The following is a 22,641-nucleotide window of genomic DNA, read 5'->3' as shown; positions in this document are numbered from 1 at the left end:
GATTATGTTTATCAACTGAATGCGGAGTATCCGAACATGCCAAAGATGAAAACGAAAAGTGGTGCTGCTAAGCGGTTTCTGAAAACTGCTAACGGTATCAAGCACAAGCACGCTTTCAAGAGCCACATCCTGACTAAAATGTCGACCAAGCGTAAGCGTCAACTGCGCGGTAGCAGCTTGCTGCATCCGTCTGACGTGGCAAAAGTCGAGCGCATGCTGCGCCTTCGTTAATTTTAGTCAAGAATAGAGGAAGTAACTCATGGCTCGTGTAAAGCGTGGCGTCATTGCCCGTAAGCGTCACAAAAAAATTCTGAAACTTGCTAAAGGCTACTACGGTGCACGTTCGCGCGTATTCCGTGTTGCCAAGCAAGCGGTAATCAAGGCAGGCCAATACGCCTACCGTGACCGTCGTCAGAAAAAACGTCAGTTCCGCGCTCTGTGGATCGCTCGTATCAACGCTGGTGCTCGTGTTAACGGTCTGTCCTACAGCCGTTTCATCGCTGGCCTGAAAAAAGCGTCCATCGAGATCGACCGTAAGGTTCTGGCTGATCTGGCAGTGAACGAAAAAGCGGTGTTTGCCGCGATTGTCGAGAAAGCTAAAGCCACCTTGGCTTAAGTACCCCCGACAGTCACCCGGCCTCACCTCTGTGGGGTCAGGTGGTAAACGTCATAAATAGGGGAAGAGCCTTCAAGCTCTTCCCCTATTTTGTATCTGGAGTCTGTACATGGAAAACCTGGATGCGCTGGTCTCTCAAGCACTAGAGGCTGTGCAAAGCGCTGAAGATATCAATGCCCTGGAGCAAATCCGGGTTCAATACCTTGGCAAAAAGGGTGAATTGACTCAGGTGATGAAGACCCTGGGGAATTTGCCGGCAGAGGAGCGTCCGCAAGTCGGCGCCCTGATCAACGTTGCCAAGGAACGTGTCACAGGCGTTCTCAATGCGCGCATGGCTCTGTTTGAGGAAGCCGAACTGGCTGCCAAACTGTCCGCCGAGTCCATTGACGTAACCCTGCCGGGCCGTGGCCAGACCTCCGGTGGTCTGCATCCGGTAACCCGGACTCTGGAACGTATCGAACAGTTCTTCACCCGTATCGGCTACGGCATTGCCGAAGGTCCTGAGGTCGAAGACGATTATCACAACTTCGAGGCGCTCAACATCCCAGGCCATCACCCGGCCCGGTCGATGCACGACACCTTCTATTTCAATGCGAACATGCTGTTGCGCACCCATACCTCGCCGGTACAGGTCCGCACCATGGAATCGCAACAGCCGCCGATCCGCATCGTCTGCCCAGGCCGTGTGTATCGCAGCGACTCCGATATCACCCACTCGCCTATGTTCCACCAGGTCGAAGGCCTGCTGGTCGATCGCGACATCAATTTCGCCGACCTGAAAGGGACTATCGAAGAGTTCCTGCGGGTGTTCTTCGAAAAAGAACTGGCGGTGCGTTTCCGTCCTTCCTATTTCCCGTTCACCGAGCCATCCGCTGAAGTCGACATGGAATGCGTGATGTGCAGCGGTAAAGGTTGCCGCGTCTGCAAACAGACCGGCTGGCTGGAAGTGATGGGCTGCGGCATGGTTCACCCGAACGTGCTGCGCATGTCCGGGATTGATCCGGAAGAGTTCTCGGGCTTTGCCTTCGGCATGGGCGTCGAGCGTCTGGCCATGCTGCGTTACGGCGTGAACGACTTGCGTCTGTTCTTCGACAACGACTTGCGGTTCCTCGCGCAATTTCGCTAGTCGTAACGAATTCTTAGGAGAGCAGGATGAAATTCAGTGAACAATGGCTGCGTGGCTGGGTTAGCCCGCAGGTAAGTCGCGACGAGCTGGTTGCTCGTCTGTCGATGGCCGGTCTTGAGGTCGATAGCGTTACGCCGGCCGCCGGTGCATTCAGTGGTGTAGTGGTGGGCGAGGTACTGAGTACCGAGCAGCACCCTGACGCCGACAAGCTGCGTGTTTGCCAGGTCAGCAATGGCACGGAAACTTTCCAGGTCGTGTGCGGTGCGCCAAACGTGCGTCCGGGCCTGAAGATTCCGTTCGCAATGATCGGCGCCGAGCTGCCGGGCGATTTCAAGATCAAGAAAGCCAAGCTGCGTGGCGTCGAGTCCAACGGCATGCTGTGCTCGCAAACCGAGCTGCAGGTCGGTGAAGGCAATGACGGTCTGATGGAGCTGCCGGCCGATGCGCCGGTGGGCGAAGATTTCCGTGTTTATCTGGATCTGGAAGACGCCAGCATCGAGGTCGACCTGACTCCGAACCGCGGCGACTGCCTGTCCCTGGCCGGTCTGGCTCGTGAAGTCGGCGCGTTGTACGACGCTCCGGTCACTCGCCCAGTGGTTCTCACGGTTCCTGCCGTGCACGACGAAGTGCGCTCGGTCGAAGTCCTGGCGCCTGCCGCGTGCCCGCGTTACCTGGGTCGTGTCATCCGCAACGTTGACCTGTCCAAGCCTACGCCGCTGTGGATGGTTGAGCGTCTGCGTCGCGCCGAGGTGCGTAGCATTGACGCTGCGGTCGACATCACCAACTACGTGATGCTTGAGCTGGGTCAACCGCTGCACGCATTCGACCTCGCTGAAATCAACGGCGGCATTCGTGTGCGCATGGCTGAGGAAGGCGAGAAGCTGGTATTGCTCGACGGTCAGGAAGTCAGCCTGCGTAGCGATACGCTGGTAATCGCCGACCACACTCGCGCTCTGGCGATTGCCGGCGTGATGGGTGGCGAGCACAGCGGCGTGTCCGCGACCACTCGTGACGTGTTCCTCGAAAGTGCATTCTTCGATCAGATCGCTGTGGCGGGCAAGGCTCGCTCTTACGGTCTGCACACTGATGCTTCGCACCGCTACGAGCGTGGCGTGGACTGGCAACTGGCCCGTGAAGCCATGGAGCGCGCCACTGGCCTGCTGCTGGAAATCACCGGTGGCGAAGCGGGTCCGATCATCGAGACCGTCAGCGAGCAGCACTTGCCGTCGATCGCGCCGATCACTCTGCGCGCTCAGCGCATCACCCAGATGCTGGGCATGGAAATGGATTCGGCCGAAGTCGAGCGTCTGCTCAATGCTTTGGGTCTGAAAGTTTCCGCCGAGGGAGCAGGGCAGTGGCGCGTAGAAGTGCCAAGCCATCGCTTCGATATCAGCCTGGAAGTCGATCTGATCGAAGAGCTGGCGCGTTTGTACGGTTACAACCGTCTGCCGGTTCGTTACCCGCAAGCTCGTCTGGCGCCGCAAGCCAAGGCCGAAGCGCGTAGCGATCTGCCGGAGCTGCGCCGTCTGCTGGTCGCTCGTGGCTATCAGGAAGCGATCACTTACAGCTTCATCGATCCAAAACAGTTTGAGCTGTTCAGCCCAGGTGTTGAACCACTGCTGTTGGCGAACCCGATCTCCAATGACATGGCTGCGATGCGTTCGTCGCTGTGGCCGGGTCTGGTTAAATCGCTGCAGCACAACCTGAATCGTCAGCAGGATCGCGTCCGTCTGTTCGAGAGCGGTCTGCGCTTCGTCGGTCAGCTGGAAGGCCTGAAGCAAGAGCCGATGCTGGCTGGTGTTGTCTGCGGTAGCCGTTTGCCGGAAGGCTGGGCGCAAGGTCGCGATACCGTGGACTTCTTCGACGTCAAGGCCGACGTGGAAGCGGTGCTGGGTTTTGCCGGTGCGCTGGATTCGTTCACTTTCACTCCGGGCAAGCACCCGGCACTGCACCCGGGTCAAACCGCGCGCATTGAACGTGAAGGGCGTGAAGTCGGCTTTATCGGCGCGATTCACCCTGAGCTGTCGAAATCTCTCGGTCTCGACCGTCCGGTCTTCGTTTTCGAGCTGGTTCTGGCTGAAGTGGCACTCGGCAAAATGCCTAAATTCCACGAGTTGTCGCGCTTTCCTGAAGTGCGTCGTGACCTTGCACTGATTGCGCACAAAGACGTTGCAGCCTCGGCTGTACTGGACGTAATCCGTGAAAATGCAGGCGAATGGCTGACAGACCTCAGGCTATTTGACGTGTATCAGGGTAAAGGTATTGATCCTGATAGAAAAAGCCTTGCAGTCGGCTTGACCTGGCAGCATCCATCGCGCACTCTTAATGACGATGAGGTGAATTCGACGACGCAAAATATCCTCACCTCGCTCGAACAAAGGTTGAACGCCACGTTAAGGAAGTGACGTATGGGGGCTTTGACGAAAGCTGAGATGGCGGAACGTCTGTATGAAGAGCTGGGCCTGAACAAGCGGGAAGCCAAGGAATTGGTAGAACTGTTTTTCGAGGAAATCAGGCACGCTCTTGAAGACAACGAGCAGGTCAAATTGTCGGGTTTCGGCAATTTCGACCTTCGGGACAAACGCCAGCGGCCTGGCCGCAACCCGAAAACGGGGGAAGAAATCCCGATCACGGCTCGCCGTGTGGTCACCTTTCGTCCAGGGCAGAAGTTGAAAGCCCGAGTTGAGGCTTATGCTGGAACCAAGTCATAACGACGAACTACCCGTCATCCCGGGCAAACGCTACTTCACCATCGGTGAAGTCAGCGAGCTGTGTGCGGTAAAACCACACGTGCTGCGCTACTGGGAGCAGGAGTTTCCTCAGCTCAACCCCGTCAAACGCCGCGGAAACCGCCGGTATTATCAGCGCCAGGACGTGCTGATGATCCGGCAGATCCGCGCGCTCCTTTACGATCAAGGGTTCACCATCGGCGGCGCGCGCCTGCGGCTGTCCGGTGATGAGGCCAAAGACGACACAACCCAATACAAGCAAATGATCCGCCAGATGATCGCCGAGCTCGAAGATGTTCTGGTGGTTCTCAAGAAATAATTTCCTGCTTTTAAATACTTCCAGTTTTCAAAAGCTTGCGATATATTCTTGAGCGCTCTTCGAGATGAGGAGCGAGTTTCACGCCTAGTCGGGGCGTAGCGCAGTCCGGTAGCGCACTAGCATGGGGTGCTAGGGGTCGAGTGTTCGAATCACTCCGTCCCGACCATAATTCCTGAGTAAAATCAGACATTTAAGCCGATCAGCTAGATCGGCTTTTTTGTGCATGCGCAAAACCCGCGCAAAACTTGCGCAAAACTACCCGGTGATTTCGCTGATATTGAGGTCTGGAATTGCCTCTGACCAGACGATTTCGGCGTGGTCCTTTTGGTAGTTTTTGGTCATGGTTTCGCTGGCGTGGCCAGCGATCTTTTGACCGTCTTTTCCGGCTTTCTGGTACAGGTGCAGCGACAGCGCTCGCACTTCGTGGAAGCCCGGCATTTCCTCTTCTTTCCATCCCTTGTAACAACCCGCCGCTTCCCGGGCCTCTTTGAAGGCTCGCGTCAAATATCGTTCTTCGACCTGCGTCCAGTGTTCTTTCGTCTGTGCTTGTTTCTGCTTTTTGCGGTCAGGCCGGCGATGGATCAAGTAAGGCGAAACGATGTCATCCCGGCACCGGCTGATGACGGCCTGGAGTTCTTCGGTCACTTTGAACCGAATCCACGCTGCGTCACTGGCCTTGGCCGTCTTCTGCTGCACCACATACAGAAACCCTTCCCGAACCCCGTCGAATCGCATGTTGAGAATGTCGGTGCGCCGCTGCGCGGTGATCAACGCCAGATCGATCGCATTCTGCAGCCAGAACGGCGACTTCTCCCGGATGGCTTTCAGGCCTTCGACGGTGTGCCGCTTGCGCTGCTTCTTCTCAATGCGGTTGATGGTGCTGGCCGCTGGGTTGTCGGGGCACAAGCCTTTCGCCGCTGCGTGGTTGAAGATGTCGATCAGCAGGGCCCGGCATTGGTTGGCAGTGCGCGGAGTGAGAGCGTCCAGCATTTCCGCGATCATGCGGATCGTGATCTGGTCGACCGCTTTGCCTTCGAACTGCTTTCGAAAACGGCGGAAGTGGACGGCGTACAGCCCGAGAGTGCCCTTGGCCAGTTCGCGCGGAGGCAGCACGTCGCGCTCGTAGGTATCCAGGAAGCCGGCGAAAGACTCGGTTGAGTTGCCCATGACCGCACCGATGAGATCGGCGCCGCGCATGAACTCCAGGTTCAGTTGCTTCGCTGCGTCGATCGCTTTGACTCGGTCGGTACCGAACTGGAACCACTTACCATCGGTTGGCCGCCGGTAGCGATAGGTCGAGCGCCGCGAATCAAAGTAGAGATTCTGCGGAAGGCTTTTGTTCGCCTTGTTGCGCGGCCGTGGAACCATCATGCAGCTCCTTTCAACACCATCGCGACCAGGTCGTTGCCTTCCGACTTACTGAACGCGGTCCAGTCAACGTACCAAAGTTTTCCGATCTGCTCACCGGGCAACTGACCGTTACGGATGTAGTTGCGGATTGCTTGTGAGCAAGGTGGCGTGCCGTTTATACCCCAGCGCCGACGTTGAAACTCGCTGATTTTGATCAATTCTCGATTCATTGATTACCTCGGAAGCATCCGCGATGGATCAGCTGACATGAAGGTGGGTTAGGCGGTTGCCAACTGGGCGCGGCGGATAGGGAAGGCCTCTCCCTCCCACGGCCCTGGCTTCCCGCGTATCACGCCATACTGTTTGTAACGCTGAGGTCTTTTGCTGGAGAACAGCTTCTCACAAGCTTCAAACAGGGCTTTCTCCCCCTTGAGGGAGATCAGCTCTTGCCCTGCAATTGACCCCACCTGAACCCATCCCGACTTGTCGCGACCATAGTTCTCAGTCTTGAACAGCCGGTAACGATTTCGGTGCCCGGTACTGGGAGAGGAGGTCTCAGTGTTCAGGTAGAAATGGATCCCGTCCCGGTGGGTGCTGAGAATTGTTTTAGTCATTGTCCGGCTCCGGTTTGGATACTGAACGGAGGTTCAGCAGCTTTATGCCGCACGCCTTGGCCAGCTCCTGCAGATCCCGCACGGTCGTTTGATCCCGCTTCATCGCCATACCCAGGTCTACCAGGCGTTGGCCGAACTCTGCGAATTCGCTTGCCGGGCTCTGTGCTTGATTACTCACTGCGTTTCCTCTCGGGTTAAGGCTCGCCAACGACACCTTTTCTCCAGGGCGAGCAAAAGCCCGCCGCGTTGTTGGCATTCGAAAAAATCGGTGAAAGCTTTAGGTTTGCCGTGAGGCAAGGGAGAAGTGATGAAAATTTAGCAAGAGCTAAATAATTCGTCAATACAAATTGCTAAATTGTATTTTGCTAATGTGTGGAAAACGCGATTCAGGCGCACGCGGCCGCCGAAAACCCGAAGGAATGCTGCGGGCTGCTGCTCGCCGTGGGCCGCAAATAGAATACTTCCCCTGCATCAACATCTCGACCGAGCCGAACGAGGAGTTCCGTATCGATCCGGAAGAGTACGCAGGGGCCGAAGATGTCGGCGAGGTGATCGGCATGGTGTTACTGGAAATTCGTACAGCCGGCTTAGGTTTGGCACTTCGGCATGCGAGCGTGATAACGAACGGGAAATCCTTTCGTCGGCTTTCGTTTTATTTCGCAGGGTTTCGTGGTTGAAAGCTCCGATGCGAGTTGACGAGCTTGTCAACTGAACCTATATTCCTGCGCAAGAACCGGCTGCTCTACGGGTGACATATAAGAGGGATTCGTCCCCACCTGTTTAGCGGCCTTTTTTTTGCGCGGAGGAAAGGATGCTCAGGTACGCCGTTCTTATCGATGCAGGCTTCGTAAAGCAGAAGCTTTGGCCTGCACGCAAAGCGCCAATCACTAGCGAGCTGATAGAGCTTTTCACTAAAAAGCTTGCTCAATCTCCTTTCCTTACCCAACATCGACTGCATCGCGTCTATTTTTATGATGCTCGACCTCTGCTGACCCAAGCCAATCACCCTGACGGATCAGTCATCGATTTCTCCAAGACATCGGTGGCGCGCGACAATGAGGCGCTTCACACCGGTTTAGAGAAAAGCCCGTATGTAGCTTTACGATTTGGCGAGCTTGTGCATCAGGGCTGGCGAATCAACGGGAAGACTCTCAGAAAGGCGAACGCTAACACTACGTTCAAAGCATCAGACCTGGAGCCAAGCATTCAGCAGAAGGGTGTGGACATGCGGATTGGTCTAGACATCGCCAGTTTGACCCTCAAAAAGCAAGTGGACATCATAGTCCTGGTTACTGGTGATAGTGACTTTATACCTGCGATGAAGTTCGCCCGTAGAGAGGGCGCCCAGCTTTATCTTGTGACGATGGGCCACGGCGTCCGCGATGTTGTTCATCAGCATGCAGATTTGGTTATTACAGAGCCTGCGGCTCATTATGTTACCGAGGATGCCCCCAACATTCCGTAGTACACCTCTACAGAAAGCCCGGCCCAGTGTCGGGCTTTTTCGTTCTAGCTCAATCATGGCTAAGGTTACTTCTTCACCGTGAAAAAATTTGACCAAGCCAGTCCGCTGAACCCTAGGATTCCTGCAACTAGAGTCCCGCAATCTTTCAGCGCCGTGTAGAGGCCAGCAATTTTCCATGGAGTGTCCGGCCCTGGACGCCCATCGGGACCAAGATACAATCCTCCGACTATCACAACTGCGAGTGCCGAGATGGCCATGACTGCAGTGCCTGTGCCCCAGATCCACGCGCCAATTCGATCCAAGTCCATTTCAGATGCTCCGCTGATTTGTTGAGCTTTCAGCTATAGCAGCGCTTTGAAATCCCTGCTGTGTTGGCCCGGGGAGAACTTAGGACATATCACCTCGGGATTGCTCTGGCCAGACTTCAGGGCTCACTGTTGTCGCCACGGGGAGGGCGGCCACGATCTCGTCCATGGTTGCCTTGTCTCGATCAAAGTATGCAGCGCCAGTGTGGGTCACCGGGAACTGGAGGTCGCCAATCTCGACGACGTCTGCCACGGAAAATAGAGGGATCAGCTCAAACCCTTTAGCTTTTCCGATCTCTATCTGCCACGACTCATCATCCGCGGCTACCATCGCCGAAAAATCCTCCGCCTCTTCCCGTGTATTGAAGAGCTGCAGCAATTCGATCGACCAGGATCTGCCGTGGTCGTGATATCGCACGATGTCTGGCTCTCCATCGCTCAGAAGGTAATAGGCGCTCTTTTGTCCGAGTGATTGAGTGTCGGGATGATTGGGGCCTCTCCGAATGATCCAAGCGCCGTTGGGGCCTTTGGCACTGATATGCGGGATCAGCGCGAACTGCTCGATTGTCGGCTCATCGTCAAACGGGTAATACGGTAGGGCGGGCCTGCCGAGATGTAAGACTGTGGCGCCGCACCTCAATCTTCCTTGATGACTCTCTGACGCGTCCCAATCTCCAAAAGGTGAGTACCTGGCCATCAACCGGACGATCGCCGGGAGTAAGGCTTGGGACTTTTTGCCCATCATGGGCGCTACTCGAATGAGCCTGTGGTCACGGTCGCAAACCGCTGCTGTCGGGATGGGCTCAAGCTCGTCCCGGGTGATCTCTACAAATTCCCACGCGATGATGCCGTCCCTCTCTTGGGCCACTAACTGCTGAAGCCGCTCGGGCGCCATATAGAGTTGTTCCGCTCGCAAAGGAATCGAGTCCGTTTCTCGTTCAGCGCGGCCGGCGCTTGGGTCCGGGGTTATTGAATTGATCGGCGCTCTCCAATCACACCCAGGGCTGTTCCAGATCTGAACGGCGTTCTCGAACACGACGCCGGCGGTGCTGCTCTCCGGCGTTCCAAAGTAGTAGCGAACGTATTGAGGCGTGCCGAAGAACGTCTTTGTCATAGAGGTAGTAGAGGGATGGGTTCCCTCTACTACCTTGTACTCGAGGACAAGATCCAAGTCGCCACACAACAGGGAGCCGCGGGCGTAGGAGCCCACCACCCACAAAGAGATGATCTCAACCCGGGAGGTCGCCGATTTGTTGAAGAAGTTTTTGTAGGCGATCGTGCGCACGGACGCTTCATCCAACCTCTGGCAGATCCGCTCCAGCTTCTTGGTGAAGGATTCGCGGGGATAGCGCTTTTCGAATGCAGCCATGCTCCTGCCTCTTCACGCAAAGTGAGGAGGGTGACCGTATCACCCCTCCGGATCGAGACACCATTAGCAACAGGTACTGAGCACGGTCATCACATGCGTAAAACGCCGGTCCAATCACTGGCATGTTGGTTTATTCGATTTAGTAGCTTTGATCAAGGCTCATTGATGCTTGGTAAACGGTTTTCAGTGGATTTTCACGGCAGTATTTATCGACGAAAGCTATAAGGGTCTCTCCGTCCGGTTGCTTCTTCATGCTCGTTTCACTATCCATAAAACGTTGGGTGTTCGTTCCACTTAGGTAGCCCTGTATCCATGTAGTAACCAAGGCATCAGAGATCTCCTTTGTGGTCGAAGGGGGCTTTAGGTACTGACCACAAGAAAGGGCGCCGACACCTGCGACTGCGAATTTAGGTTCGGCCAAAGATGAATTCGAGCAAATGATCACGAACAGAACTGCTAGTGCAGTTACAGAATTCTTTATTTTTTGCGTTCTATTCATGAAAAAACTCCTCGTTTTCATAGGCCTATCCATAGAGGTATCTGGGACTGCGTGCTCAAGCCTAGCGCATTTCACTCCCTAGTAGCTGAGTAAGAATTACTCCAGGCTACCTATTACATTTTGCTAACTGGCGATAGACTGGATGCTATTGCTGGGACGTGGACCGGCGTCCTGCTCAAGTTTGAATGGTCTAGACCGGTGATGCGAGAGCAAAGCTCTTATCCGACTGGTCAGTGCTATAGAGAGGCTGGAGCCATGGAGAAATTTCAATATAGTATCGATGAAGAAGGACGTATTGTTCCAGCTAGCCCATGTGTTTTTTCTGATAAGAAGTACGCTGCTGAACTTACTTATGGGGCAGCCTTGGCAAGGTTGTTGCGTGATTTTCGCGAGGAGTACTTGGATTATGATAGATATTGTTTAAATTCGAGTGTGATTGCCGATTTTAGGCTTCAGCATTATTTAACTATAGAAGAGGGGCTGTGCCTGGCGACAGGTATGTACTTTGACGTTATTGCCAGCGGGTCGACCTTCTACTGGGGAGGAAACACATTTTTTCCCATTAGACCGGATCTAAGCTATTTGGCGATAACGACTAATCTCAATATTGCTCCTATCAATGCAGTAGAGCAGGAAACTCTGAATTTTATGTCGGCGTTTACTGTCTATATTGAAGCGTTGTTTCTGGCTATTGAGGCTGAGGAAGTAATTGTTGACAAGAAATACACATTTGAGTGGTGGTCTGAGTTTTGGAATAAGCGAGGTGTTGACGTAACTGCATATCCCGAGGAGCCAAAATGCTCTGCTAAAAATACTGAAGTGAAACCATCCCATCTTTTGGCAATTGCTGCCATGCTGGAACTATTGGACGAGCCAGGCCGTGGTGCGCGAAATCAATCTGCGATCGTTTCTGAAATACTAGAGCGTCACCCCCGTAAGCGTGGTTTGGGTAAGCGCACGCTTGAGGAAGTATTCGCGGCAGCCAATAGGGCCTTTAAAGAAGCTGAATAGTACTCCGCAGCACTACCGCAATTGCGATTTTCTTTTCCGCATTTGCGGTGATTACTGTGGGATCCGCGATTATTCTACTCCCAGACACCAAGTTAACGGGAGCCGAAGTGGAGAATAATCGTGCCTTACTCGAATTCGCACTGGTTTCAAAGCCCTCCAGCCCAAGCTTGGCTCATACGATTCGGTTATCACCCATTATGGTGAAGTCGGATGCTCGGTGCTGGGTAGCAATTAGGCGTTTCGCTTACGGCTAAGATTTAATCGCCGCGGTGCTTCCAAAGGCTCTATATCTTGCTTAGTGTGGATTTCAACATCTGGAGCTGAAGGGGCAGACTCGTCTTCACCGTAAGTAATCCAGATCGAATCTCCGCCATCCCATTCGAATTTATAACCAGCTTCATGAAGCTCATGGCTGAGCTCAAATTGAATTTTGGCCAGCTCTTCCGATGGTAGCGACTCAAGCCCTAGGTCCCTGAGTTGTACCTCTGCCGTATTCAACCCTCGAATAATCGAGCGGTTGATGGAGACCCTGATTCGCTCTCGCACTATGGCTGGAATGCTTTTCCTCGCTACGGACGCGTATGTCTTAGCCTCTTCTGCGGTGAAGAGGGTTTCCGGAGATTTGCCATCCGCGAGCAGGCTCAGGTCGAGTCGAGCGACTACCTCTGCCGTGAGAGAACGCCCACTCTCCTTGGCGGCGCGCTCAAGCTCTGACTTGAGTTCGGCCGGCATCCTAAAATTTACTTGAAGGTCTGTTCTGCTCATTTTCGAATAATGAAGCACAGTGCTATTGACTGCAATAAAGCACGGTGCTTAACTGCGAGCAAAGCACGGTGCTTGAATGGAGGATTGAGAGATGAGAGTAAGGGATATGGCGCAGGTCTTTTTCCGGGCCGATCCGGATATCAAGGCATGGCTCGAAAGGAAGGCGCAGCAAGAAGAGCGCAGTCAAAACTGGCTGGTAGGGAAGGCGCTACGGGAGGCGATGCAGCGTGATGAACAAACTAAACAGGCATAAAAAAACCCCAGCGCTGGCCGGCGCTGAGGTTTGGATAACGTCAATCTACTAGGAAAAACGTCATGGACAAGCATACCGCAGTCAATGAAAAACTCAATGCTAGCACCACCAGGGGGGCGCTCACCGTTGAGAGCACCTTCACCGTTTGCAATGTCGAGAAGCAGCATCTTTTCGCAGTGCGGGCGAGCTTGCCAGCTGTGGATGCCCTTAACCAGGCGTCCTGCATTCTCTACAACGTGAGGGAGTCACTGTGTGAGGCAGGCATGCAGGAGATTACTATCTCTCCGACTCAAGCTTGGCTGCTCCACATGGCCGTCGAATCAGCCAAGGCGGTGATTGACTCTGTGGGTGAGGGCTTGGAGAAATTCGCATGAACAACTCTTTGAGCCAAATCGGACAGCCAATCGATGTAGCGACACCTTTTCAGATTCAACAAGGCGTCTCGCGTCCCACTATGTCGTCTCGCGAAATCGCCGACCTGGTCGTCTCCCGTCATGACAAGGTCAAACAATCCATCGAGCGGTTGGTGGAGCGCGGGGTAATCGTCCAACCCCCAATGGGGGATGAACAATTCCGTGACTCGCTAGGCCGTCCTCGGACCGAGTCCGTTTACCGCGTCGACAAGCGGGACAGCTTCGTGGTCGTGGCCCAACTCAGCCCAGAGTTCACCGCCGCGCTGGTGGACCGCTGGCAGGAGTTGGAAGAGCAGGTTGCTAAGCCGTCGATCGACTACGCGGCCGCGCTGAGTGACCCTCGCACGCTCCTGGCGCTGCTCACCGAAAACGTGACGAAGGTCGTTGCGCTGGAGGCGGACAACACCGAGTTGACCAAAGAGAACCATCTACTGGAAGTGAAGGTTGAGCAGGATGCGCCGAAGGTGGCGTTCCACGATATGGTCACGGTTTCGCATCAGTCCTACAACGCTGCACAGGCTGCAAAGATCATCGGGACTGGTCGTACTCGGTTGTTACAGTTCATGCGCCAGAAGGGGTGGGTGACCAGATCTAACGAGCCATACCAAGCGAAGATCGAGGCCGGGTTGCTCGATGTGAAACTCGGCACGTTCGAGCATCCAATAGATGGCACGATCCCGACGTGCTCGACGCTGATCACTGGCAAGGGACTGACCAAACTTCAGGCGATGTGGCAGAGCCGCGAAGAGGATTTGCTGACGGAGTAGGGAAAAGAGCCCGGCATAGCGCCGGGCTTTTGCTTTCTTGGATCAGGACTTTTCGGTATTGGCTTTCTCGAGCAGTCCCGCGATGCCTTCCAGCAACATCAGGTCCGACTCCTTTAGTTTTCCCTTCGCCGCGGCGCGGGCCAGCTTGTCGAGGATTGCGATCGATTTAGGCGAGGCATTTCCGATCATCGCCTGATACACGGGGGATTGTTCCCGGATGATTTCCATGCGGCCGAACTCACCCTCGATAACGTTCGAACTGTAGCCAGCGGGGTTTACAAGAACGCCGGGGGCTAATCCGATTTTCTGCTCGAGGTTGAGAGCAGCCTTCTCGCCAAGGCCTCGGTGACCATTGAGGATCTGGGACAAATAGGAGGCGTCCAGATCGTGCTGGTCGGCGAATTCTTTCTGACTGAGTGGGCCGATTACGCGCCGCAGCGCTTCTACCCGAAGAGTTTTCATATCCATAGGCGAATACTGGTCTCGATTTAGCAGACAGTAAATTACGAAGTGCTATTGCGCGTCGAATTAGCAATGTGTAATCTGGAGTTCTTTCGGAGATCACCATGAAGCTACTCGAATTCATTCGCTCCCTTGAGCCGGCTCAACTGGATGCTTTGGCCGAACGCAGCGGCACCAGCGTCGGCAACCTCAAACAGATCGCCTATGGGTACCGCCTCGCAGGGCCAGGGCTCGCCATAAATCTTGACCGGGAGTCGGGGAGGGCGGTGACCTGCGAAGAACTGCGCCCTGATATTGATTGGGCCTACCTGCGCAATTCTTCAACCAGCACTGAACAATCCGCCGCCTGATTCGATGAGCAAAGTTTCGCTCATCAACAAGACGTGCTGCCACGACAACCGCCAAGAGGTTTCCCGAATGGAACAGGTACATCGCGCAATTCATGAGGCAGTGCTGGATGCGGGGCCAAAGCAGTTGGCTCACCTGATGGGCATGAGCCACACCGCGCTGCTGAACCGCAGTAATCCGAATGACGACTCACATCGGCTGAACCTGGAGCAGTTCCTACAGATCCTGGTGCATAGCAAGAACCCTGAGCCGCTGCAGCTGTTGGCGAGCGCCTTGGGTTACGAACTGGTGCCTCAGGTGAAGCCTGAAGGGGTCAGCTTGGTTCAAGCATTGGTGCACTTGGCGGCAGAGTCAGGCGATGTCTCTCGCGCTGTTCATGACGCTTTGGCGGATGGGCGTGTAACACAAATAGAGAAGGCAGGCATTCAGAAAGAAATCGGCCATGTGCGGCAGAGCTTGCTGATGCTGGAGGAGTCGGTGAAGGCGGCTTGAGCAGGCCAAGGACAGTCTTAAACGGCGCTGAAACTCAACTGATTCAGCAAATCAGTGACCATGAGATTGCTCACCTGAAACAAGCTATCAGGACAGGACTTGCATTATTTCAAAAGGGTGGATGATGAAATTCGCCCGGCTCAGAAAGCAACAAACCCGGCGGGAACCGGGCTTATCAATCGTCCTGTGCAACCAGGACAACACATCTCAATGAGGTACTAATCATGGCACACGCAATCCGTAGTGAACAAGTCAGTTCGAATGTACATGCGTTTCCTCGCCTACAGGTCCGGGATGCTGAAGCGGCCTTGTATGAAGCCAGAGAGGGCAGCGCACTGCATGATTTGACCGAGGAGCAACGCATCGCAGTTGTGGAACTAATCCAGGCCGAGCGAAAGCATGCGGTTCGCTGGTGGACCTTCCTTAACGAGATGCGCGCGCGGAGAGAGCTACCGGACTGGGTCAAGAATCAAAGTGTTGGAATCGGCCCTGAATATGAACGCTATCGCGGTGATTGCGAGAACGTAAATCTGGAGCTCTTTGGGACTCGGTGTGTGTATGCCGCAGGTGGTTATTGCAGCGTGGAGTTCGACGCATGAGCCAGTCAAATCTCCCTGTCGAGCTCAGTTCGCCATTCTATCTGATCGAGGTCTTTGACGGCCGCGGCTCCTACGGTTTCGGTTTCGGGCTGACAGATGAGCTAGTAGCTCGCGATTTGTTCGAAGTTTTTGGAAGGGATTTGTTGGGCAGAGTGACGAAGCTCTACACGCTAGATAATCCCCCGGCGGAAACGGGGGGCGAGGAAAACCGTCACCGTTTCGCGGCTCAAACTCAGCGAATCAGGTCGCTGTTGAATCGCTGCCTTGATGAGCCGTCACCTGGTCGTGCTTTTTTGGTTGCCTTCGTTCAAGAACATCGATCGGTAATGCCGCTCAGCCATATCGTGTCCATGTTGGAACACGCCAAGTACGAGCCAGATTTTAACGAGTTCACCTACATCCCTCTCCACCAATCAGCGATCGGAAGGGCATACCCATGAGCGACCTTTCTAAGAAACGGCCCGTCACGGTTATCGACGAAGCCCACATGGAGCAGTTTACCAACGACCAATTGGCCTATAAGGCCTGGATCGGCATGGATATGGTGCAAGAGATTCTCTTTGACGATGAGGCTTGCGAACAGAGTCTACATGACGCCAAGTTCGAGGTGGCTCACGCCAGCATGGCCCTTCGGGTGCTGGTCCGCCGTCTTACCGGGATGGATGCGGACACCCTTTGGCAGGCGTTATTTCATCGACAACTGAATGCTTTGGTGTTGCGCTCCGAGGTCGAACAGTTCCCAGCATGGGAGACGATGCAATGAGCCTCTTGCAGCAGGCCCCTGTAGTGCCTACTACGGCATGCAAGATCGCAGGCCCTTGGCCTACTTATACCAATTTCCGAAATCTTCCTGAGCGCGAGCGTTGGGTGCTTTACGGCAGCGCCAAGGTATATCGACAGTCTCTGGAGGGGCAGGGATTCGTCATGGCCGAGTCATACGACGCGTTCATCAAGCGTGTCACTGATGAGTTGGAGCTCTGATCTATGAGCATCATTCGCGCCCCTCGCCCCGAGGGAAATTTCTATCTGTTGAACAAGGCCATCAGCGAGGACCGTCGGCTTAGTTGGGCGGCTCGCGGGGTGCTTGTGTTCTTGCTTGGCAAGCCAGACCACTGGGAAATCTCTGTGGCGCACTTGCGCGGCGAAACTGCCCAGTCTTCCAAGCCGACCGGTCGAGACGGCGTCTACGGTCTCCTGCAAGAGCTGATCAGCGCCGGATACATACGTCGCAACCAGGCTCGCTCTGATTCAGGCGTACTGGGTGAGATCAATTATTTGGTGTCCGAATCACCGCTTCCGGAAGAGCCGTATACGGCTCGACCGGAAACGGCTCAGCCGTATACGGCAAATCCGACACTAGTAAGTATTGAAGTTAAGCAAGGACTGAATGAAGCAGTAAGTACTGAAACAACTGCTGGAGAATCTTATCTGATGGAAGCCTTCGAGCAGTTTTGGAAACTGTACCCAAACAAGGCAAGCAAGAAAGACGCTCGTAAAGCATGGGAGAAATTAAAGCCAAACGCAGAGCTTCAGCAAACCATGTTGACCTCACTGGCCCAGCATCGACTGTCCCGAGATTGGTTGAGGGAGGAAGGTCAGTACATTCCCCACGGTTCGCGCTGGATCAACGGAGAGAAGTGGAACGATGTACTGAAACCAGCAGGCACAAGCTTAAATTCGGCTTACCACAGTCTGCCGAAGCACACGCAGGAGATGTACCCGGAGGTGAAGAATGGCGCGAACTTCTAATTTTTGCCGGCAGCCTCACGTTCGTTTTTTCGATCTCGAATGCGCACTGCACGGAACTGTGAGCAGTTCTGAAATCGAACAGTTCGACGGGTCTGTGTTACCTCGTGGCTGCAAGCATTGCCACTGGGAGGCTTTGCACACGGCTCCAAAAAAATCCGAGGCGCATATCCTAGCTAGCGGCAGGAAGCAGGCTGAGGACCTGAACAAGCTGCTCGTTGGTTCTGGCATCACTCCACGGTTCAACAGTTGCACGTTCGAAACTTACAGGACTACAGGTGGAGGTGAGGGAATATCCAAGGCTCGGAATGCCTGCATGGACTACGTCGGTCATTTTCCCGATAACTACGCAGCCGGCCGATCACTGGTTCTTACCGGCAACGTTGGCAATGGCAAGACGCATCTTGCCTGCTCCATCGTACAGGCGGTCATTCGTGAACACAGGGCTCAGGCAGTGATCGCCACGGCAGCTGAGATCATCCGTGTATTCAAGGGGGCCATGGATCGAAGCGCCGAGTATTCGGACAGAGAGGTTCTCGACGAGTTGGCGACCTTCGACTTGCTGGTGATCGATGAAGTCGGAGCTCAAAGTGGTAGTGCATATGAGCTGAGTGTTCTTCACGAAGTGATTGATCGACGCTACCAGCTTGTCTTGCCGACAGTCGTGGTTTCCAATCTTGCTGCTGCAGATTTGGCTCGTTACATCGGAGACCGAGCGCTTGACCGCCTGCGCCAGGCTGGCGGGAAGGCCATTGGTTTCAACTGGGCATCTGCGCGAGGTGCTGTATGACCAGAGAACTTTTCAGCGATGAAGCTGAGCACGCCTTGCTTGGCGCCATGCTTCTAGACTCTAACCTGTTCGACTTGATTACCGGCGAAGTGCAGGTAGCCGACTTCCACGATCCGGAGAACGCCGCCCTGTTCCAGGCAATGATCGGCTGCCACTCGGCAGGGAATCCTGTCGATCCCGTCACTTTGCATGACTTCGCCGAGTATTTGCCAAGCGGCGCCCGCACGATGGGCTACGCCGCCGAGCTGGCACGCAACACGCCGAGCACAGCCAACTGGAAGGCCTATGCCAAGGTCATTACCGAGCGCGCCGTGCTGCGCCGCCTGGTGGACGCCGCTGATGCGGTCCGCGAGTCGGCCTCCGAGAATAGGCCGGTCGCCGAGATCATTGCCAACGCCCAACAGGCGATGGCGGATCTGCGCGACCTGCAAACCGATGAACCGGACTACAAGCGCATGGATGAGGTGGTGGCGCGCAACGTTGATGTCATCGATTCCAAGTTCAATAGAACCGTGCAATCTGGCCTGTCGACCGGGCTGGTGGATCTGGACAAACTCATCCGGGGCTTGCGGAAGAAGACTGTCACCATCGTGGCTGGCCTGCCAGGGAGTGGTAAAACCACTCTCGGTCTGCAGATCGCCCAGCACATCGCGTGCAGCGGTGTCGGTGTCGGCATGGTGTTCTCGTTGGAAATGCCGGAGGAGGAGTTGGGCAATCGCGCGCTTGCCTCAATTGGCGGCATTGACCTGCGAAAACTTGATGATGGTCAATTGCAGGATGAAGACTGGCCCCGGCTGACCTCGGCAGTAAGCAAGATCCTTGATGTCCCGCTCTTCGTTTCCGATAAATCCGGGCTAACCGTGGCGCGCATTCGTAGCATTGCCCGTCAGGTGCAGCGCGCTCATGGGCTCGACGTGGTGGTGATCGATTACATCGGCCTGATCGGCTCCGATGGTAAGGCGTTCAACCGCACTTCGGAGTTGGGGAAAATCTCGACCGGTATCGTGAACATCGCCAAAGAGTTGGAGGTGCCTGTGATTCTGCTGGCGCAACTGAACCGCAACTCGACGAATCGCCCGGGCAAGAAGCCAATCGCCTCTGACCTGCGCGACTCCGGCCAGATTGAGGCGGACGCCCACTGCATCATCCTCGTTCACCGCGATAACGATTCAGAGGAGGGGCAGAACGGTGTCACCGAGTTGATCATGCCTAAGTGCAGACACGCTCCCGTTGGATCCTGCCTCGTCCAGCAGCAGGGGCAGTATGCTCGATTCGTCAACTTCGCCGGCAACCGAGAACCATCTGATGAAGAGATCGAGATGAATCGCCCGTTCGCTAGCAAGTACAGGGGAAACAAACAATGAATGAACGAGTTGCTTCAGTGCTTCCGCGCAAAAGTATGAGTGATTTGGAACGCCAGTTTTTGAAGGTCGCGGGTGAAGAACTAGCCAAGATTAAGTTGGGTGGTCCAATCGCACTCGCGTATCTACTGGACATGGTCGCCAGTTGGCATGGCAATCGAACCCAGATTGGTTTTCACGACTTCGGCCAGCGGTGGTTGATCGACGGTAACGCCAAGAACAAAGGTGCCGACCGGCTACTTCGTGACCTATTTGGCCTATGTGATCCGGACCCGAGGAAGGCCGCATGAAAAAGCGAACGTACCTCGGCAAACCCTTGGGCGATACTGAGTGGCTGCTGGAGCAGTGGGGATTCTGGCGCATGGACGGCATGGGTGTACCGAGCTACGTGTCGCCGCTCTACGCGCTGATCCGAGATAACACGCCATGCGCTGGAGGGGTGAAGGAATACAGCCTGACCGACGACCTGGCTCTGGTCATTGATGGCGCGGTGGCACGCCTGATCAATCGGGACACACAAATGGGCGATTTCATCTGGCTTTACTTCGGCGCCAAATGGCCTGCCCTGCGAATTGCTCGGGAGGTGGGTATCGGCGAGGCTAAGGTTCGAGAGGTGATCAAGGCCGGTGTAGCCTGGGTTGACTGCGCCCTGGAGGCGATTCGCGAGGCTGCGTAAAAAAGCCTTTCCACGCGGATAAACACCTGTTTTCATGGCACGGTGTTCAGCTTTTCATGCGCGACACACCAGACAACGCCCGACAATTGCGTCGGGCTTTCTTCTTGCTCGAAAGGATTCAGCTCGTGGAATACACCGCACTTACTCTAGCCGCCGAATTGAAGTGTCAGATCATCAGGCAGTTGCCGTCCAGGCCGCTGGTTGGTGGCGGATTTCGTCATCTTGAACTCAAAGCATCGGTCAAGACTGAAGTCAGTGCTGAAGTGTCCTGCGAAGCGTTTGAGACAGTACTACTGGATTTGAACGCCGAATGCCCGGAGTGGGAGATAGAGCTTGAGGGCAGCCATGACAATCTTAAGGCGACCTTCACTAGATAATCCGTGCATTTTGGTTGAAGCTTGCAACGTCAAACGGTGCTAATGCCCGCTAGGTCGAACCTGACACAGAAAACGCATGGAGTTATGTATGGAGACTGACGCAGATTACGAAAACCAATTGCTCTTGGCGATCAGTCGATCTACTGAGCATAGCCCTGTGGGCATTGCCATTGAGCGTAATCCTGCGCCAAATGATAAAGCGCACTGGCATCGGCTGAAATCATGCTTGAACGATTTGGTTGAGCGCGGACTTCTCAAAGCCTTTACATGCTCGCTTTCTCACTCTCTTAGGCATGACATCACTCGGTCTGGGTGGGTGCACCTGCGAGCGTTGCGCAAGCGCAAAAGAGTTGCGTAGGATCGCCCGATCATAAGCCCAGCCATCACGCTGGGCTTTTTTCTTTCTGTCATGAACCCATAACGCGAGCTTTGAAAAAAGTGACAGGCAGATGGATTTTTCCTAACGAAGAGTGCGGTAGATCATCGGGGCGATTTAGATCCGTTGCCATGACCCAATCTCCGTTTCTAAATCCATTTTGCTTGGCCGTAATTCTCCCAATTCGGTCCGCAGGTATTCCGATATCCCCGGGTAGGTTGAACCAGCCTATTTGATTGTTGGTGTACTCCTCGACACCCGTATATTCGATGCTGCACCAAGCGTCTTCCAAGATGATTGGTTCGTGGTTTTGATATTCGTACACCTCAATCAAGTTAAACAGCTGAAGTTGATTAACTTGGAGGCGCACGTTAAGGGAGGCCAAGGCATTCTCAATCGCTTCCATCTTCGATGTGTGCAGGAAGTCGACCAGGCGATCGCCTTGGGTCTGAGCCAGTCCCAGGAGCCGGCACAGATCGGCCTTGCGCATATCGCGCGCCATCATTTCGTTCCACAAAATGATCTTGGCCACGGTCACCGCCGGTAGGCGAACAACGTACTGACCGGGCTTTGGCTGCGATGCCAGTGGAATTGGACGACGCTGGTCGACATAGATGGACAGCGCCGTTTCGATGCCGTCCACCGACTCCCGCAGCGCATCGGCGATATCGTCGCCCGCGCTGTTGAATTCTGGTAGGTCGTCGCAGGTAACAGCGACACCTGGGTTTTCGTCTTCGTGAATAGTTACTGGGTAGTCAAACATTTCTAGCCCTCCAATCGGCGGCTCTCTGTTGAATGTTTGGTGGGTGATGAATGCGAGTGAGCTGGGGCTCATTCAAGCCCCAGCTGTTTGATGATTCCTTTGCGTGTTGGCTCTTTCATTTCCTTTGAGCCGTGATCTGCAAAGACCGTTTGCTTGCCGTTGTAGTAGATCTTGAAGTGGCTACCACCTTTGCCTGCTTCGAAGATAACCCCTCTGGCCTTCAACCATCGTCTGAACTCGCTGTACTTCATCACCTCGCCTCGTTGTTTGGATGAGGCCAAGTTACCACGTTTTTGTGGTGGTACAACAAAAATGTGTTATTTCTTAATCATGCACACGGAGTCGAGCGCATGGAGTATTTGCAGCGCCTGCTCGACAAGATCGACAGGTTTGAATTGCTGATCGCAGGACTGGTCGGCGCTGTCGTCGCAAGCTGGTGGCACAAGGACGATCTGGCCGACTGGCGCGCCTGGCTGATCTTCCTGATCACCGGTATCGCTTGTTCGCTGTACCTGACGAGCATGGTCAGCACCTATCTGGGTGTGACCGAGCCCAAGATCGTCGCGGGCATTGGCTTTCTGCTGGGCACCTTCGGCGGATCGCTGCTCGCGGCCATCAATCGAGCCATCAAAGCCGCTGACCTCTGGGCGCTCATTCGCCAGCGGTTCGGGGGAGGCAATCCACCATGAATCTTGAACTGATCAACTCCATCGCCTGCGGCTTGATTGCCTGGTGGGCGACCTGGTGTGTTCTGAGCGGGAAAGTGCGGGACGGCGTCATCGGCAAGCTGATTTATTCGGCGATCGCCATCAGCGGGTTCGTTGTGATGAACCGGGAGCAGACCATCTTCATGATGGGCCCGACCACTGCCGGGATCACGCTGCACGCGTCGCTGGCTCTGGCCGGTATGCGACACATCTTCATGGTCATCTGGTGGCAGCGTGTGAAAGCCTGGCTCTGCCGAACGCTGAACTGCGAGCACTGCCTGCGCTGCGACGAGGCGCCGGGCGGTATCGAACGCCGATCCAAGTAAGTCGCGACACGTTTCGC

35 protein-coding genes, 1 tRNA gene and 1 pseudogene are annotated in these 22,641 nt (G+C 54.9%); 27 read left to right on the top strand and 10 right to left on the bottom strand.

What is annotated here, in order from left to right:
• Window positions 1-36 precede the first annotated feature (36 nt).
• The 7 genes from rpmI to AC1RME_RS14380 all read left to right on the top strand — a co-directional run bounded on the left by rpmI (window position 37) and on the right by AC1RME_RS14380 (window position 4,956).
• A complete protein-coding gene (rpmI, locus tag AC1RME_RS14410) occupies window positions 37-231 on the top strand; it encodes a 50S ribosomal protein L35 (protein ID WP_002553160.1) in 195 nt (64 codons plus the stop codon).
• Window positions 232-259: 28 nt separating this feature from the next.
• Window positions 260-616: a 50S ribosomal protein L20 gene (rplT, locus tag AC1RME_RS14405; RefSeq protein WP_007913489.1), complete on the top strand. Its 357-nt coding sequence runs from the start codon at window positions 260-262 to the stop codon at window positions 614-616.
• 109 nt (window positions 617-725) lie between these two features.
• The gene (pheS, locus tag AC1RME_RS14400; protein WP_085712031.1) at window positions 726-1,742 is read left to right on the top strand and encodes a phenylalanine--tRNA ligase subunit alpha; all 1,017 of its coding nucleotides are present in this window, start codon (window positions 726-728) and stop codon (window positions 1,740-1,742) included.
• 26 nt (window positions 1,743-1,768) lie between these two features.
• Window positions 1,769-4,147: a phenylalanine--tRNA ligase subunit beta gene (pheT, locus tag AC1RME_RS14395; protein WP_493072816.1), complete on the top strand. Its 2,379-nt coding sequence runs from the start codon at window positions 1,769-1,771 to the stop codon at window positions 4,145-4,147.
• Window positions 4,148-4,150: 3 nt separating this feature from the next.
• Window positions 4,151-4,453 carry an integration host factor subunit alpha gene (gene ihfA, locus AC1RME_RS14390; protein WP_002553164.1) on the top strand — a complete coding sequence of 101 codons (303 nt, stop codon included), beginning with the start codon at window positions 4,151-4,153 and terminating at the stop codon, window positions 4,451-4,453.
• Window positions 4,434-4,790 (top strand): MerR family transcriptional regulator, encoded by a 357-nt coding sequence (locus AC1RME_RS14385; RefSeq protein ID WP_003179985.1) that lies wholly within the window; start codon window positions 4,434-4,436, stop codon window positions 4,788-4,790. The genes ihfA and AC1RME_RS14385 overlap by 20 nt, the downstream gene beginning before the upstream one ends.
• 89 nt (window positions 4,791-4,879) lie before the next feature.
• Window positions 4,880-4,956, top strand: a tRNA-Pro gene (locus tag AC1RME_RS14380).
• Between the two features lie 89 nt (window positions 4,957-5,045).
• Here AC1RME_RS14380 and AC1RME_RS14375 read toward each other — a convergent pair.
• Genes AC1RME_RS14375 through AC1RME_RS14360 form a run of 4 tightly spaced genes read right to left on the bottom strand, consistent with a single transcriptional unit; the run spans window position 5,046 to window position 6,932 of the window.
• Complete coding sequence (locus tag AC1RME_RS14375; RefSeq protein WP_493091552.1) at window positions 5,046-6,158, bottom strand: tyrosine-type recombinase/integrase; 1,113 nt, start codon at window positions 6,156-6,158, stop codon at window positions 5,046-5,048.
• A complete protein-coding gene (locus tag AC1RME_RS14370) occupies window positions 6,158-6,370 on the bottom strand; it encodes a hypothetical protein (RefSeq protein WP_493091498.1) in 213 nt (70 codons plus the stop codon). Before AC1RME_RS14370 ends, AC1RME_RS14375 begins: the two co-directional genes overlap by 1 nt.
• A 48-nt stretch (window positions 6,371-6,418) precedes the next feature.
• Complete coding sequence (locus AC1RME_RS14365) at window positions 6,419-6,754, bottom strand: hypothetical protein (RefSeq protein ID WP_493091497.1); 336 nt, start codon at window positions 6,752-6,754, stop codon at window positions 6,419-6,421.
• Window positions 6,747-6,932, bottom strand: a complete 186-nt coding sequence (locus tag AC1RME_RS14360; protein ID WP_493091496.1) for a hypothetical protein — start codon at window positions 6,930-6,932, stop codon at window positions 6,747-6,749. The genes AC1RME_RS14365 and AC1RME_RS14360 overlap by 8 nt, the downstream gene beginning before the upstream one ends.
• 194 nt (window positions 6,933-7,126) lie before the next feature.
• On the opposite strand from AC1RME_RS14360, the pseudogene AC1RME_RS14355 reads away from it, so the two are divergent.
• Together AC1RME_RS14355 and AC1RME_RS14350 are read left to right on the top strand one after the other, a co-directional pair.
• A pseudogene (locus AC1RME_RS14355) lies at window positions 7,127-7,317 on the top strand (MPN domain-containing protein); the annotation flags it as partial.
• Between the two features lie 248 nt (window positions 7,318-7,565).
• On the top strand, window positions 7,566-8,219 hold the full coding sequence (locus tag AC1RME_RS14350; protein ID WP_493091495.1) for an NYN domain-containing protein: 654 nt from the start codon (window positions 7,566-7,568) through the stop codon (window positions 8,217-8,219).
• Window positions 8,220-8,606: 387 nt separating this feature from the next.
• On the opposite strand, the gene AC1RME_RS14345 is transcribed toward AC1RME_RS14350, so the two are convergent.
• Window positions 8,607-9,893, bottom strand: coding sequence for a hypothetical protein (locus tag AC1RME_RS14345; protein WP_493091494.1), 1,287 nt, complete (start codon window positions 9,891-9,893; stop codon window positions 8,607-8,609).
• Between the two features lie 139 nt (window positions 9,894-10,032).
• Window positions 10,033-10,392 carry an HdeA/HdeB family chaperone gene (locus AC1RME_RS14340; protein WP_493091493.1) on the bottom strand — a complete coding sequence of 120 codons (360 nt, stop codon included), beginning with the start codon at window positions 10,390-10,392 and terminating at the stop codon, window positions 10,033-10,035.
• 255 nt (window positions 10,393-10,647) lie between these two features.
• On the opposite strand from AC1RME_RS14340, the gene AC1RME_RS14335 reads away from it, so the two are divergent.
• Window positions 10,648-11,403, top strand: a complete 756-nt coding sequence (locus AC1RME_RS14335) for a hypothetical protein (RefSeq protein WP_493091492.1) — start codon at window positions 10,648-10,650, stop codon at window positions 11,401-11,403.
• Between the two features lie 231 nt (window positions 11,404-11,634).
• On the opposite strand, the gene AC1RME_RS14330 is transcribed toward AC1RME_RS14335, so the two are convergent.
• Window positions 11,635-12,168: an Arc family DNA-binding protein gene (locus tag AC1RME_RS14330; protein WP_493091491.1), complete on the bottom strand. Its 534-nt coding sequence runs from the start codon at window positions 12,166-12,168 to the stop codon at window positions 11,635-11,637.
• A 106-nt stretch (window positions 12,169-12,274) separates the two neighbouring features.
• Between AC1RME_RS14330 and AC1RME_RS14325 the strand changes: the two genes are divergently transcribed.
• From AC1RME_RS14325 to AC1RME_RS14315, 3 genes are all read left to right on the top strand, one after another.
• A complete protein-coding gene (locus AC1RME_RS14325) occupies window positions 12,275-12,421 on the top strand; it encodes a ribbon-helix-helix domain-containing protein (RefSeq protein WP_493091490.1) in 147 nt (48 codons plus the stop codon).
• 62 nt (window positions 12,422-12,483) lie between these two features.
• The gene (locus tag AC1RME_RS14320) at window positions 12,484-12,795 is read left to right on the top strand and encodes a DUF3077 domain-containing protein (RefSeq protein ID WP_493091489.1); all 312 of its coding nucleotides are present in this window, start codon (window positions 12,484-12,486) and stop codon (window positions 12,793-12,795) included.
• Window positions 12,792-13,601, top strand: a complete 810-nt coding sequence (locus AC1RME_RS14315) for a phage antirepressor KilAC domain-containing protein (protein ID WP_493091488.1) — start codon at window positions 12,792-12,794, stop codon at window positions 13,599-13,601. Before AC1RME_RS14320 ends, AC1RME_RS14315 begins: the two co-directional genes overlap by 4 nt.
• A gap of 42 nt (window positions 13,602-13,643) precedes the next feature.
• Here the strand turns inward: AC1RME_RS14315 and AC1RME_RS14310 are convergent, their stop codons facing one another.
• On the bottom strand, window positions 13,644-14,069 hold the full coding sequence (locus AC1RME_RS14310; RefSeq protein WP_493091487.1) for a hypothetical protein: 426 nt from the start codon (window positions 14,067-14,069) through the stop codon (window positions 13,644-13,646).
• A 98-nt stretch (window positions 14,070-14,167) separates the two neighbouring features.
• Here AC1RME_RS14310 and AC1RME_RS14305 point away from each other — a divergent pair, with 98 nt between their 5' ends.
• The 12 genes from AC1RME_RS14305 (at window position 14,168) to AC1RME_RS14250 (ending at window position 20,452) form a co-directional block, all read left to right on the top strand.
• Window positions 14,168-14,413, top strand: a complete 246-nt coding sequence (locus AC1RME_RS14305; RefSeq protein WP_493091486.1) for a transcriptional regulator — start codon at window positions 14,168-14,170, stop codon at window positions 14,411-14,413.
• 67 nt (window positions 14,414-14,480) lie between these two features.
• Entirely contained in the window at window positions 14,481-14,903 is a 423-nt protein-coding gene (locus AC1RME_RS14300; RefSeq protein ID WP_493091485.1) for a phage regulatory CII family protein, read from the top strand.
• A gap of 224 nt (window positions 14,904-15,127) precedes the next feature.
• Window positions 15,128-15,502 (top strand): hypothetical protein, encoded by a 375-nt coding sequence (locus AC1RME_RS14295; protein WP_493091484.1) that lies wholly within the window; start codon window positions 15,128-15,130, stop codon window positions 15,500-15,502.
• Window positions 15,499-15,942: a hypothetical protein gene (locus AC1RME_RS14290; RefSeq protein WP_493091483.1), complete on the top strand. Its 444-nt coding sequence runs from the start codon at window positions 15,499-15,501 to the stop codon at window positions 15,940-15,942. Before AC1RME_RS14295 ends, AC1RME_RS14290 begins: the two co-directional genes overlap by 4 nt.
• Window positions 15,939-16,265 (top strand): hypothetical protein, encoded by a 327-nt coding sequence (locus AC1RME_RS14285; protein ID WP_493091482.1) that lies wholly within the window; start codon window positions 15,939-15,941, stop codon window positions 16,263-16,265. The genes AC1RME_RS14290 and AC1RME_RS14285 overlap by 4 nt, the downstream gene beginning before the upstream one ends.
• Window positions 16,262-16,483, top strand: a complete 222-nt coding sequence (locus AC1RME_RS14280; RefSeq protein WP_493091481.1) for a hypothetical protein — start codon at window positions 16,262-16,264, stop codon at window positions 16,481-16,483. Before AC1RME_RS14285 ends, AC1RME_RS14280 begins: the two co-directional genes overlap by 4 nt.
• 3 nt (window positions 16,484-16,486) lie before the next feature.
• Complete coding sequence (locus tag AC1RME_RS14275; RefSeq protein WP_493091480.1) at window positions 16,487-17,251, top strand: LvrA C-terminal domain-related protein; 765 nt, start codon at window positions 16,487-16,489, stop codon at window positions 17,249-17,251.
• Complete coding sequence (locus AC1RME_RS14270) at window positions 17,235-18,038, top strand: ATP-binding protein (protein WP_493091479.1); 804 nt, start codon at window positions 17,235-17,237, stop codon at window positions 18,036-18,038. The genes AC1RME_RS14275 and AC1RME_RS14270 overlap by 17 nt, the downstream gene beginning before the upstream one ends.
• Window positions 18,035-19,402 (top strand): replicative DNA helicase, encoded by a 1,368-nt coding sequence (locus AC1RME_RS14265; RefSeq protein ID WP_493091478.1) that lies wholly within the window; start codon window positions 18,035-18,037, stop codon window positions 19,400-19,402. The genes AC1RME_RS14270 and AC1RME_RS14265 overlap by 4 nt, the downstream gene beginning before the upstream one ends.
• Window positions 19,399-19,689, top strand: a complete 291-nt coding sequence (locus tag AC1RME_RS14260) for a hypothetical protein (RefSeq protein ID WP_493091477.1) — start codon at window positions 19,399-19,401, stop codon at window positions 19,687-19,689. Before AC1RME_RS14265 ends, AC1RME_RS14260 begins: the two co-directional genes overlap by 4 nt.
• Window positions 19,686-20,075 carry an antiterminator Q family protein gene (locus AC1RME_RS14255; RefSeq protein WP_493091476.1) on the top strand — a complete coding sequence of 130 codons (390 nt, stop codon included), beginning with the start codon at window positions 19,686-19,688 and terminating at the stop codon, window positions 20,073-20,075. The genes AC1RME_RS14260 and AC1RME_RS14255 overlap by 4 nt, the downstream gene beginning before the upstream one ends.
• A 56-nt stretch (window positions 20,076-20,131) precedes the next feature.
• Window positions 20,132-20,452, top strand: coding sequence for a hypothetical protein (locus tag AC1RME_RS14250; RefSeq protein ID WP_493091475.1), 321 nt, complete (start codon window positions 20,132-20,134; stop codon window positions 20,450-20,452).
• A 407-nt stretch (window positions 20,453-20,859) separates the two neighbouring features.
• Here the strand turns inward: AC1RME_RS14250 and AC1RME_RS14245 are convergent, their stop codons facing one another.
• Together AC1RME_RS14245 and AC1RME_RS14240 are read right to left on the bottom strand one after the other, a co-directional pair.
• Window positions 20,860-21,591, bottom strand: a complete 732-nt coding sequence (locus tag AC1RME_RS14245; protein ID WP_493091474.1) for a type II toxin-antitoxin system HicB family antitoxin — start codon at window positions 21,589-21,591, stop codon at window positions 20,860-20,862.
• Window positions 21,592-21,659: 68 nt separating this feature from the next.
• Window positions 21,660-21,842, bottom strand: coding sequence for a type II toxin-antitoxin system HicA family toxin (locus AC1RME_RS14240; protein ID WP_085637950.1), 183 nt, complete (start codon window positions 21,840-21,842; stop codon window positions 21,660-21,662).
• Window positions 21,843-21,941: 99 nt separating this feature from the next.
• Between AC1RME_RS14240 and AC1RME_RS14235 the strand changes: the two genes are divergently transcribed.
• Both AC1RME_RS14235 and AC1RME_RS14230 read left to right on the top strand, forming a co-directional pair.
• The gene (locus AC1RME_RS14235; protein WP_210701664.1) at window positions 21,942-22,280 is read left to right on the top strand and encodes an MFS transporter; all 339 of its coding nucleotides are present in this window, start codon (window positions 21,942-21,944) and stop codon (window positions 22,278-22,280) included.
• Complete coding sequence (locus AC1RME_RS14230) at window positions 22,277-22,624, top strand: hypothetical protein (protein ID WP_493091473.1); 348 nt, start codon at window positions 22,277-22,279, stop codon at window positions 22,622-22,624. The genes AC1RME_RS14235 and AC1RME_RS14230 overlap by 4 nt, the downstream gene beginning before the upstream one ends.
• Window positions 22,625-22,641: the final 17 nt, after the last annotated feature.

This window comes from Pseudomonas sp. GW822-FHT03F08 (assembly GCF_058801265.1).
This window is presented reverse-complemented; position numbering and strand designations above follow the sequence as displayed.

Coding starts and splice junctions, on each gene's coding strand:
- AC1RME_RS14305 (WP_493091486.1), top strand. CDS start 14,168: ATGAAGCTACTCGAATTCATTCGCTCCCTTGAGCCGGCTCAACTGGAT.
- AC1RME_RS14375 (WP_493091552.1), bottom strand. CDS start 6,158: ATGGTTCCACGGCCGCGCAACAAGGCGAACAAAAGCCTTCCGCAGAAT.
- rpmI (WP_002553160.1), top strand. CDS start 37: ATGCCAAAGATGAAAACGAAAAGTGGTGCTGCTAAGCGGTTTCTGAAA.
- AC1RME_RS14250 (WP_493091475.1), top strand. CDS start 20,132: ATGCGCGACACACCAGACAACGCCCGACAATTGCGTCGGGCTTTCTTC.
- AC1RME_RS14300 (WP_493091485.1), top strand. CDS start 14,481: ATGGAACAGGTACATCGCGCAATTCATGAGGCAGTGCTGGATGCGGGG.
- AC1RME_RS14340 (WP_493091493.1), bottom strand. CDS start 10,392: ATGAATAGAACGCAAAAAATAAAGAATTCTGTAACTGCACTAGCAGTT.
- AC1RME_RS14255 (WP_493091476.1), top strand. CDS start 19,686: ATGAAAAAGCGAACGTACCTCGGCAAACCCTTGGGCGATACTGAGTGG.
- AC1RME_RS14265 (WP_493091478.1), top strand. CDS start 18,035: ATGACCAGAGAACTTTTCAGCGATGAAGCTGAGCACGCCTTGCTTGGC.
- AC1RME_RS14370 (WP_493091498.1), bottom strand. CDS start 6,370: ATGAATCGAGAATTGATCAAAATCAGCGAGTTTCAACGTCGGCGCTGG.
- AC1RME_RS14325 (WP_493091490.1), top strand. CDS start 12,275: ATGGCGCAGGTCTTTTTCCGGGCCGATCCGGATATCAAGGCATGGCTC.
- pheS (WP_085712031.1), top strand. CDS start 726: ATGGAAAACCTGGATGCGCTGGTCTCTCAAGCACTAGAGGCTGTGCAA.
- AC1RME_RS14245 (WP_493091474.1), bottom strand. CDS start 21,591: ATGTTTGACTACCCAGTAACTATTCACGAAGACGAAAACCCAGGTGTC.
- AC1RME_RS14280 (WP_493091481.1), top strand. CDS start 16,262: ATGAGCCTCTTGCAGCAGGCCCCTGTAGTGCCTACTACGGCATGCAAG.
- AC1RME_RS14320 (WP_493091489.1), top strand. CDS start 12,484: ATGGACAAGCATACCGCAGTCAATGAAAAACTCAATGCTAGCACCACC.
- ihfA (WP_002553164.1), top strand. CDS start 4,151: ATGGGGGCTTTGACGAAAGCTGAGATGGCGGAACGTCTGTATGAAGAG.
- AC1RME_RS14385 (WP_003179985.1), top strand. CDS start 4,434: ATGCTGGAACCAAGTCATAACGACGAACTACCCGTCATCCCGGGCAAA.
- AC1RME_RS14235 (WP_210701664.1), top strand. CDS start 21,942: ATGGAGTATTTGCAGCGCCTGCTCGACAAGATCGACAGGTTTGAATTG.
- AC1RME_RS14345 (WP_493091494.1), bottom strand. CDS start 9,893: ATGGCTGCATTCGAAAAGCGCTATCCCCGCGAATCCTTCACCAAGAAG.
- AC1RME_RS14285 (WP_493091482.1), top strand. CDS start 15,939: ATGAGCGACCTTTCTAAGAAACGGCCCGTCACGGTTATCGACGAAGCC.
- AC1RME_RS14240 (WP_085637950.1), bottom strand. CDS start 21,842: ATGAAGTACAGCGAGTTCAGACGATGGTTGAAGGCCAGAGGGGTTATC.
- AC1RME_RS14275 (WP_493091480.1), top strand. CDS start 16,487: ATGAGCATCATTCGCGCCCCTCGCCCCGAGGGAAATTTCTATCTGTTG.
- AC1RME_RS14260 (WP_493091477.1), top strand. CDS start 19,399: ATGAATGAACGAGTTGCTTCAGTGCTTCCGCGCAAAAGTATGAGTGAT.
- AC1RME_RS14315 (WP_493091488.1), top strand. CDS start 12,792: ATGAACAACTCTTTGAGCCAAATCGGACAGCCAATCGATGTAGCGACA.
- AC1RME_RS14350 (WP_493091495.1), top strand. CDS start 7,566: ATGCTCAGGTACGCCGTTCTTATCGATGCAGGCTTCGTAAAGCAGAAG.
- AC1RME_RS14310 (WP_493091487.1), bottom strand. CDS start 14,069: ATGGATATGAAAACTCTTCGGGTAGAAGCGCTGCGGCGCGTAATCGGC.
- AC1RME_RS14365 (WP_493091497.1), bottom strand. CDS start 6,754: ATGACTAAAACAATTCTCAGCACCCACCGGGACGGGATCCATTTCTAC.
- AC1RME_RS14230 (WP_493091473.1), top strand. CDS start 22,277: ATGAATCTTGAACTGATCAACTCCATCGCCTGCGGCTTGATTGCCTGG.
- AC1RME_RS14290 (WP_493091483.1), top strand. CDS start 15,499: ATGAGCCAGTCAAATCTCCCTGTCGAGCTCAGTTCGCCATTCTATCTG.
- AC1RME_RS14270 (WP_493091479.1), top strand. CDS start 17,235: ATGGCGCGAACTTCTAATTTTTGCCGGCAGCCTCACGTTCGTTTTTTC.
- rplT (WP_007913489.1), top strand. CDS start 260: ATGGCTCGTGTAAAGCGTGGCGTCATTGCCCGTAAGCGTCACAAAAAA.
- AC1RME_RS14330 (WP_493091491.1), bottom strand. CDS start 12,168: ATGAGCAGAACAGACCTTCAAGTAAATTTTAGGATGCCGGCCGAACTC.
- AC1RME_RS14335 (WP_493091492.1), top strand. CDS start 10,648: ATGGAGAAATTTCAATATAGTATCGATGAAGAAGGACGTATTGTTCCA.
- pheT (WP_493072816.1), top strand. CDS start 1,769: ATGAAATTCAGTGAACAATGGCTGCGTGGCTGGGTTAGCCCGCAGGTA.
- AC1RME_RS14295 (WP_493091484.1), top strand. CDS start 15,128: ATGGCACACGCAATCCGTAGTGAACAAGTCAGTTCGAATGTACATGCG.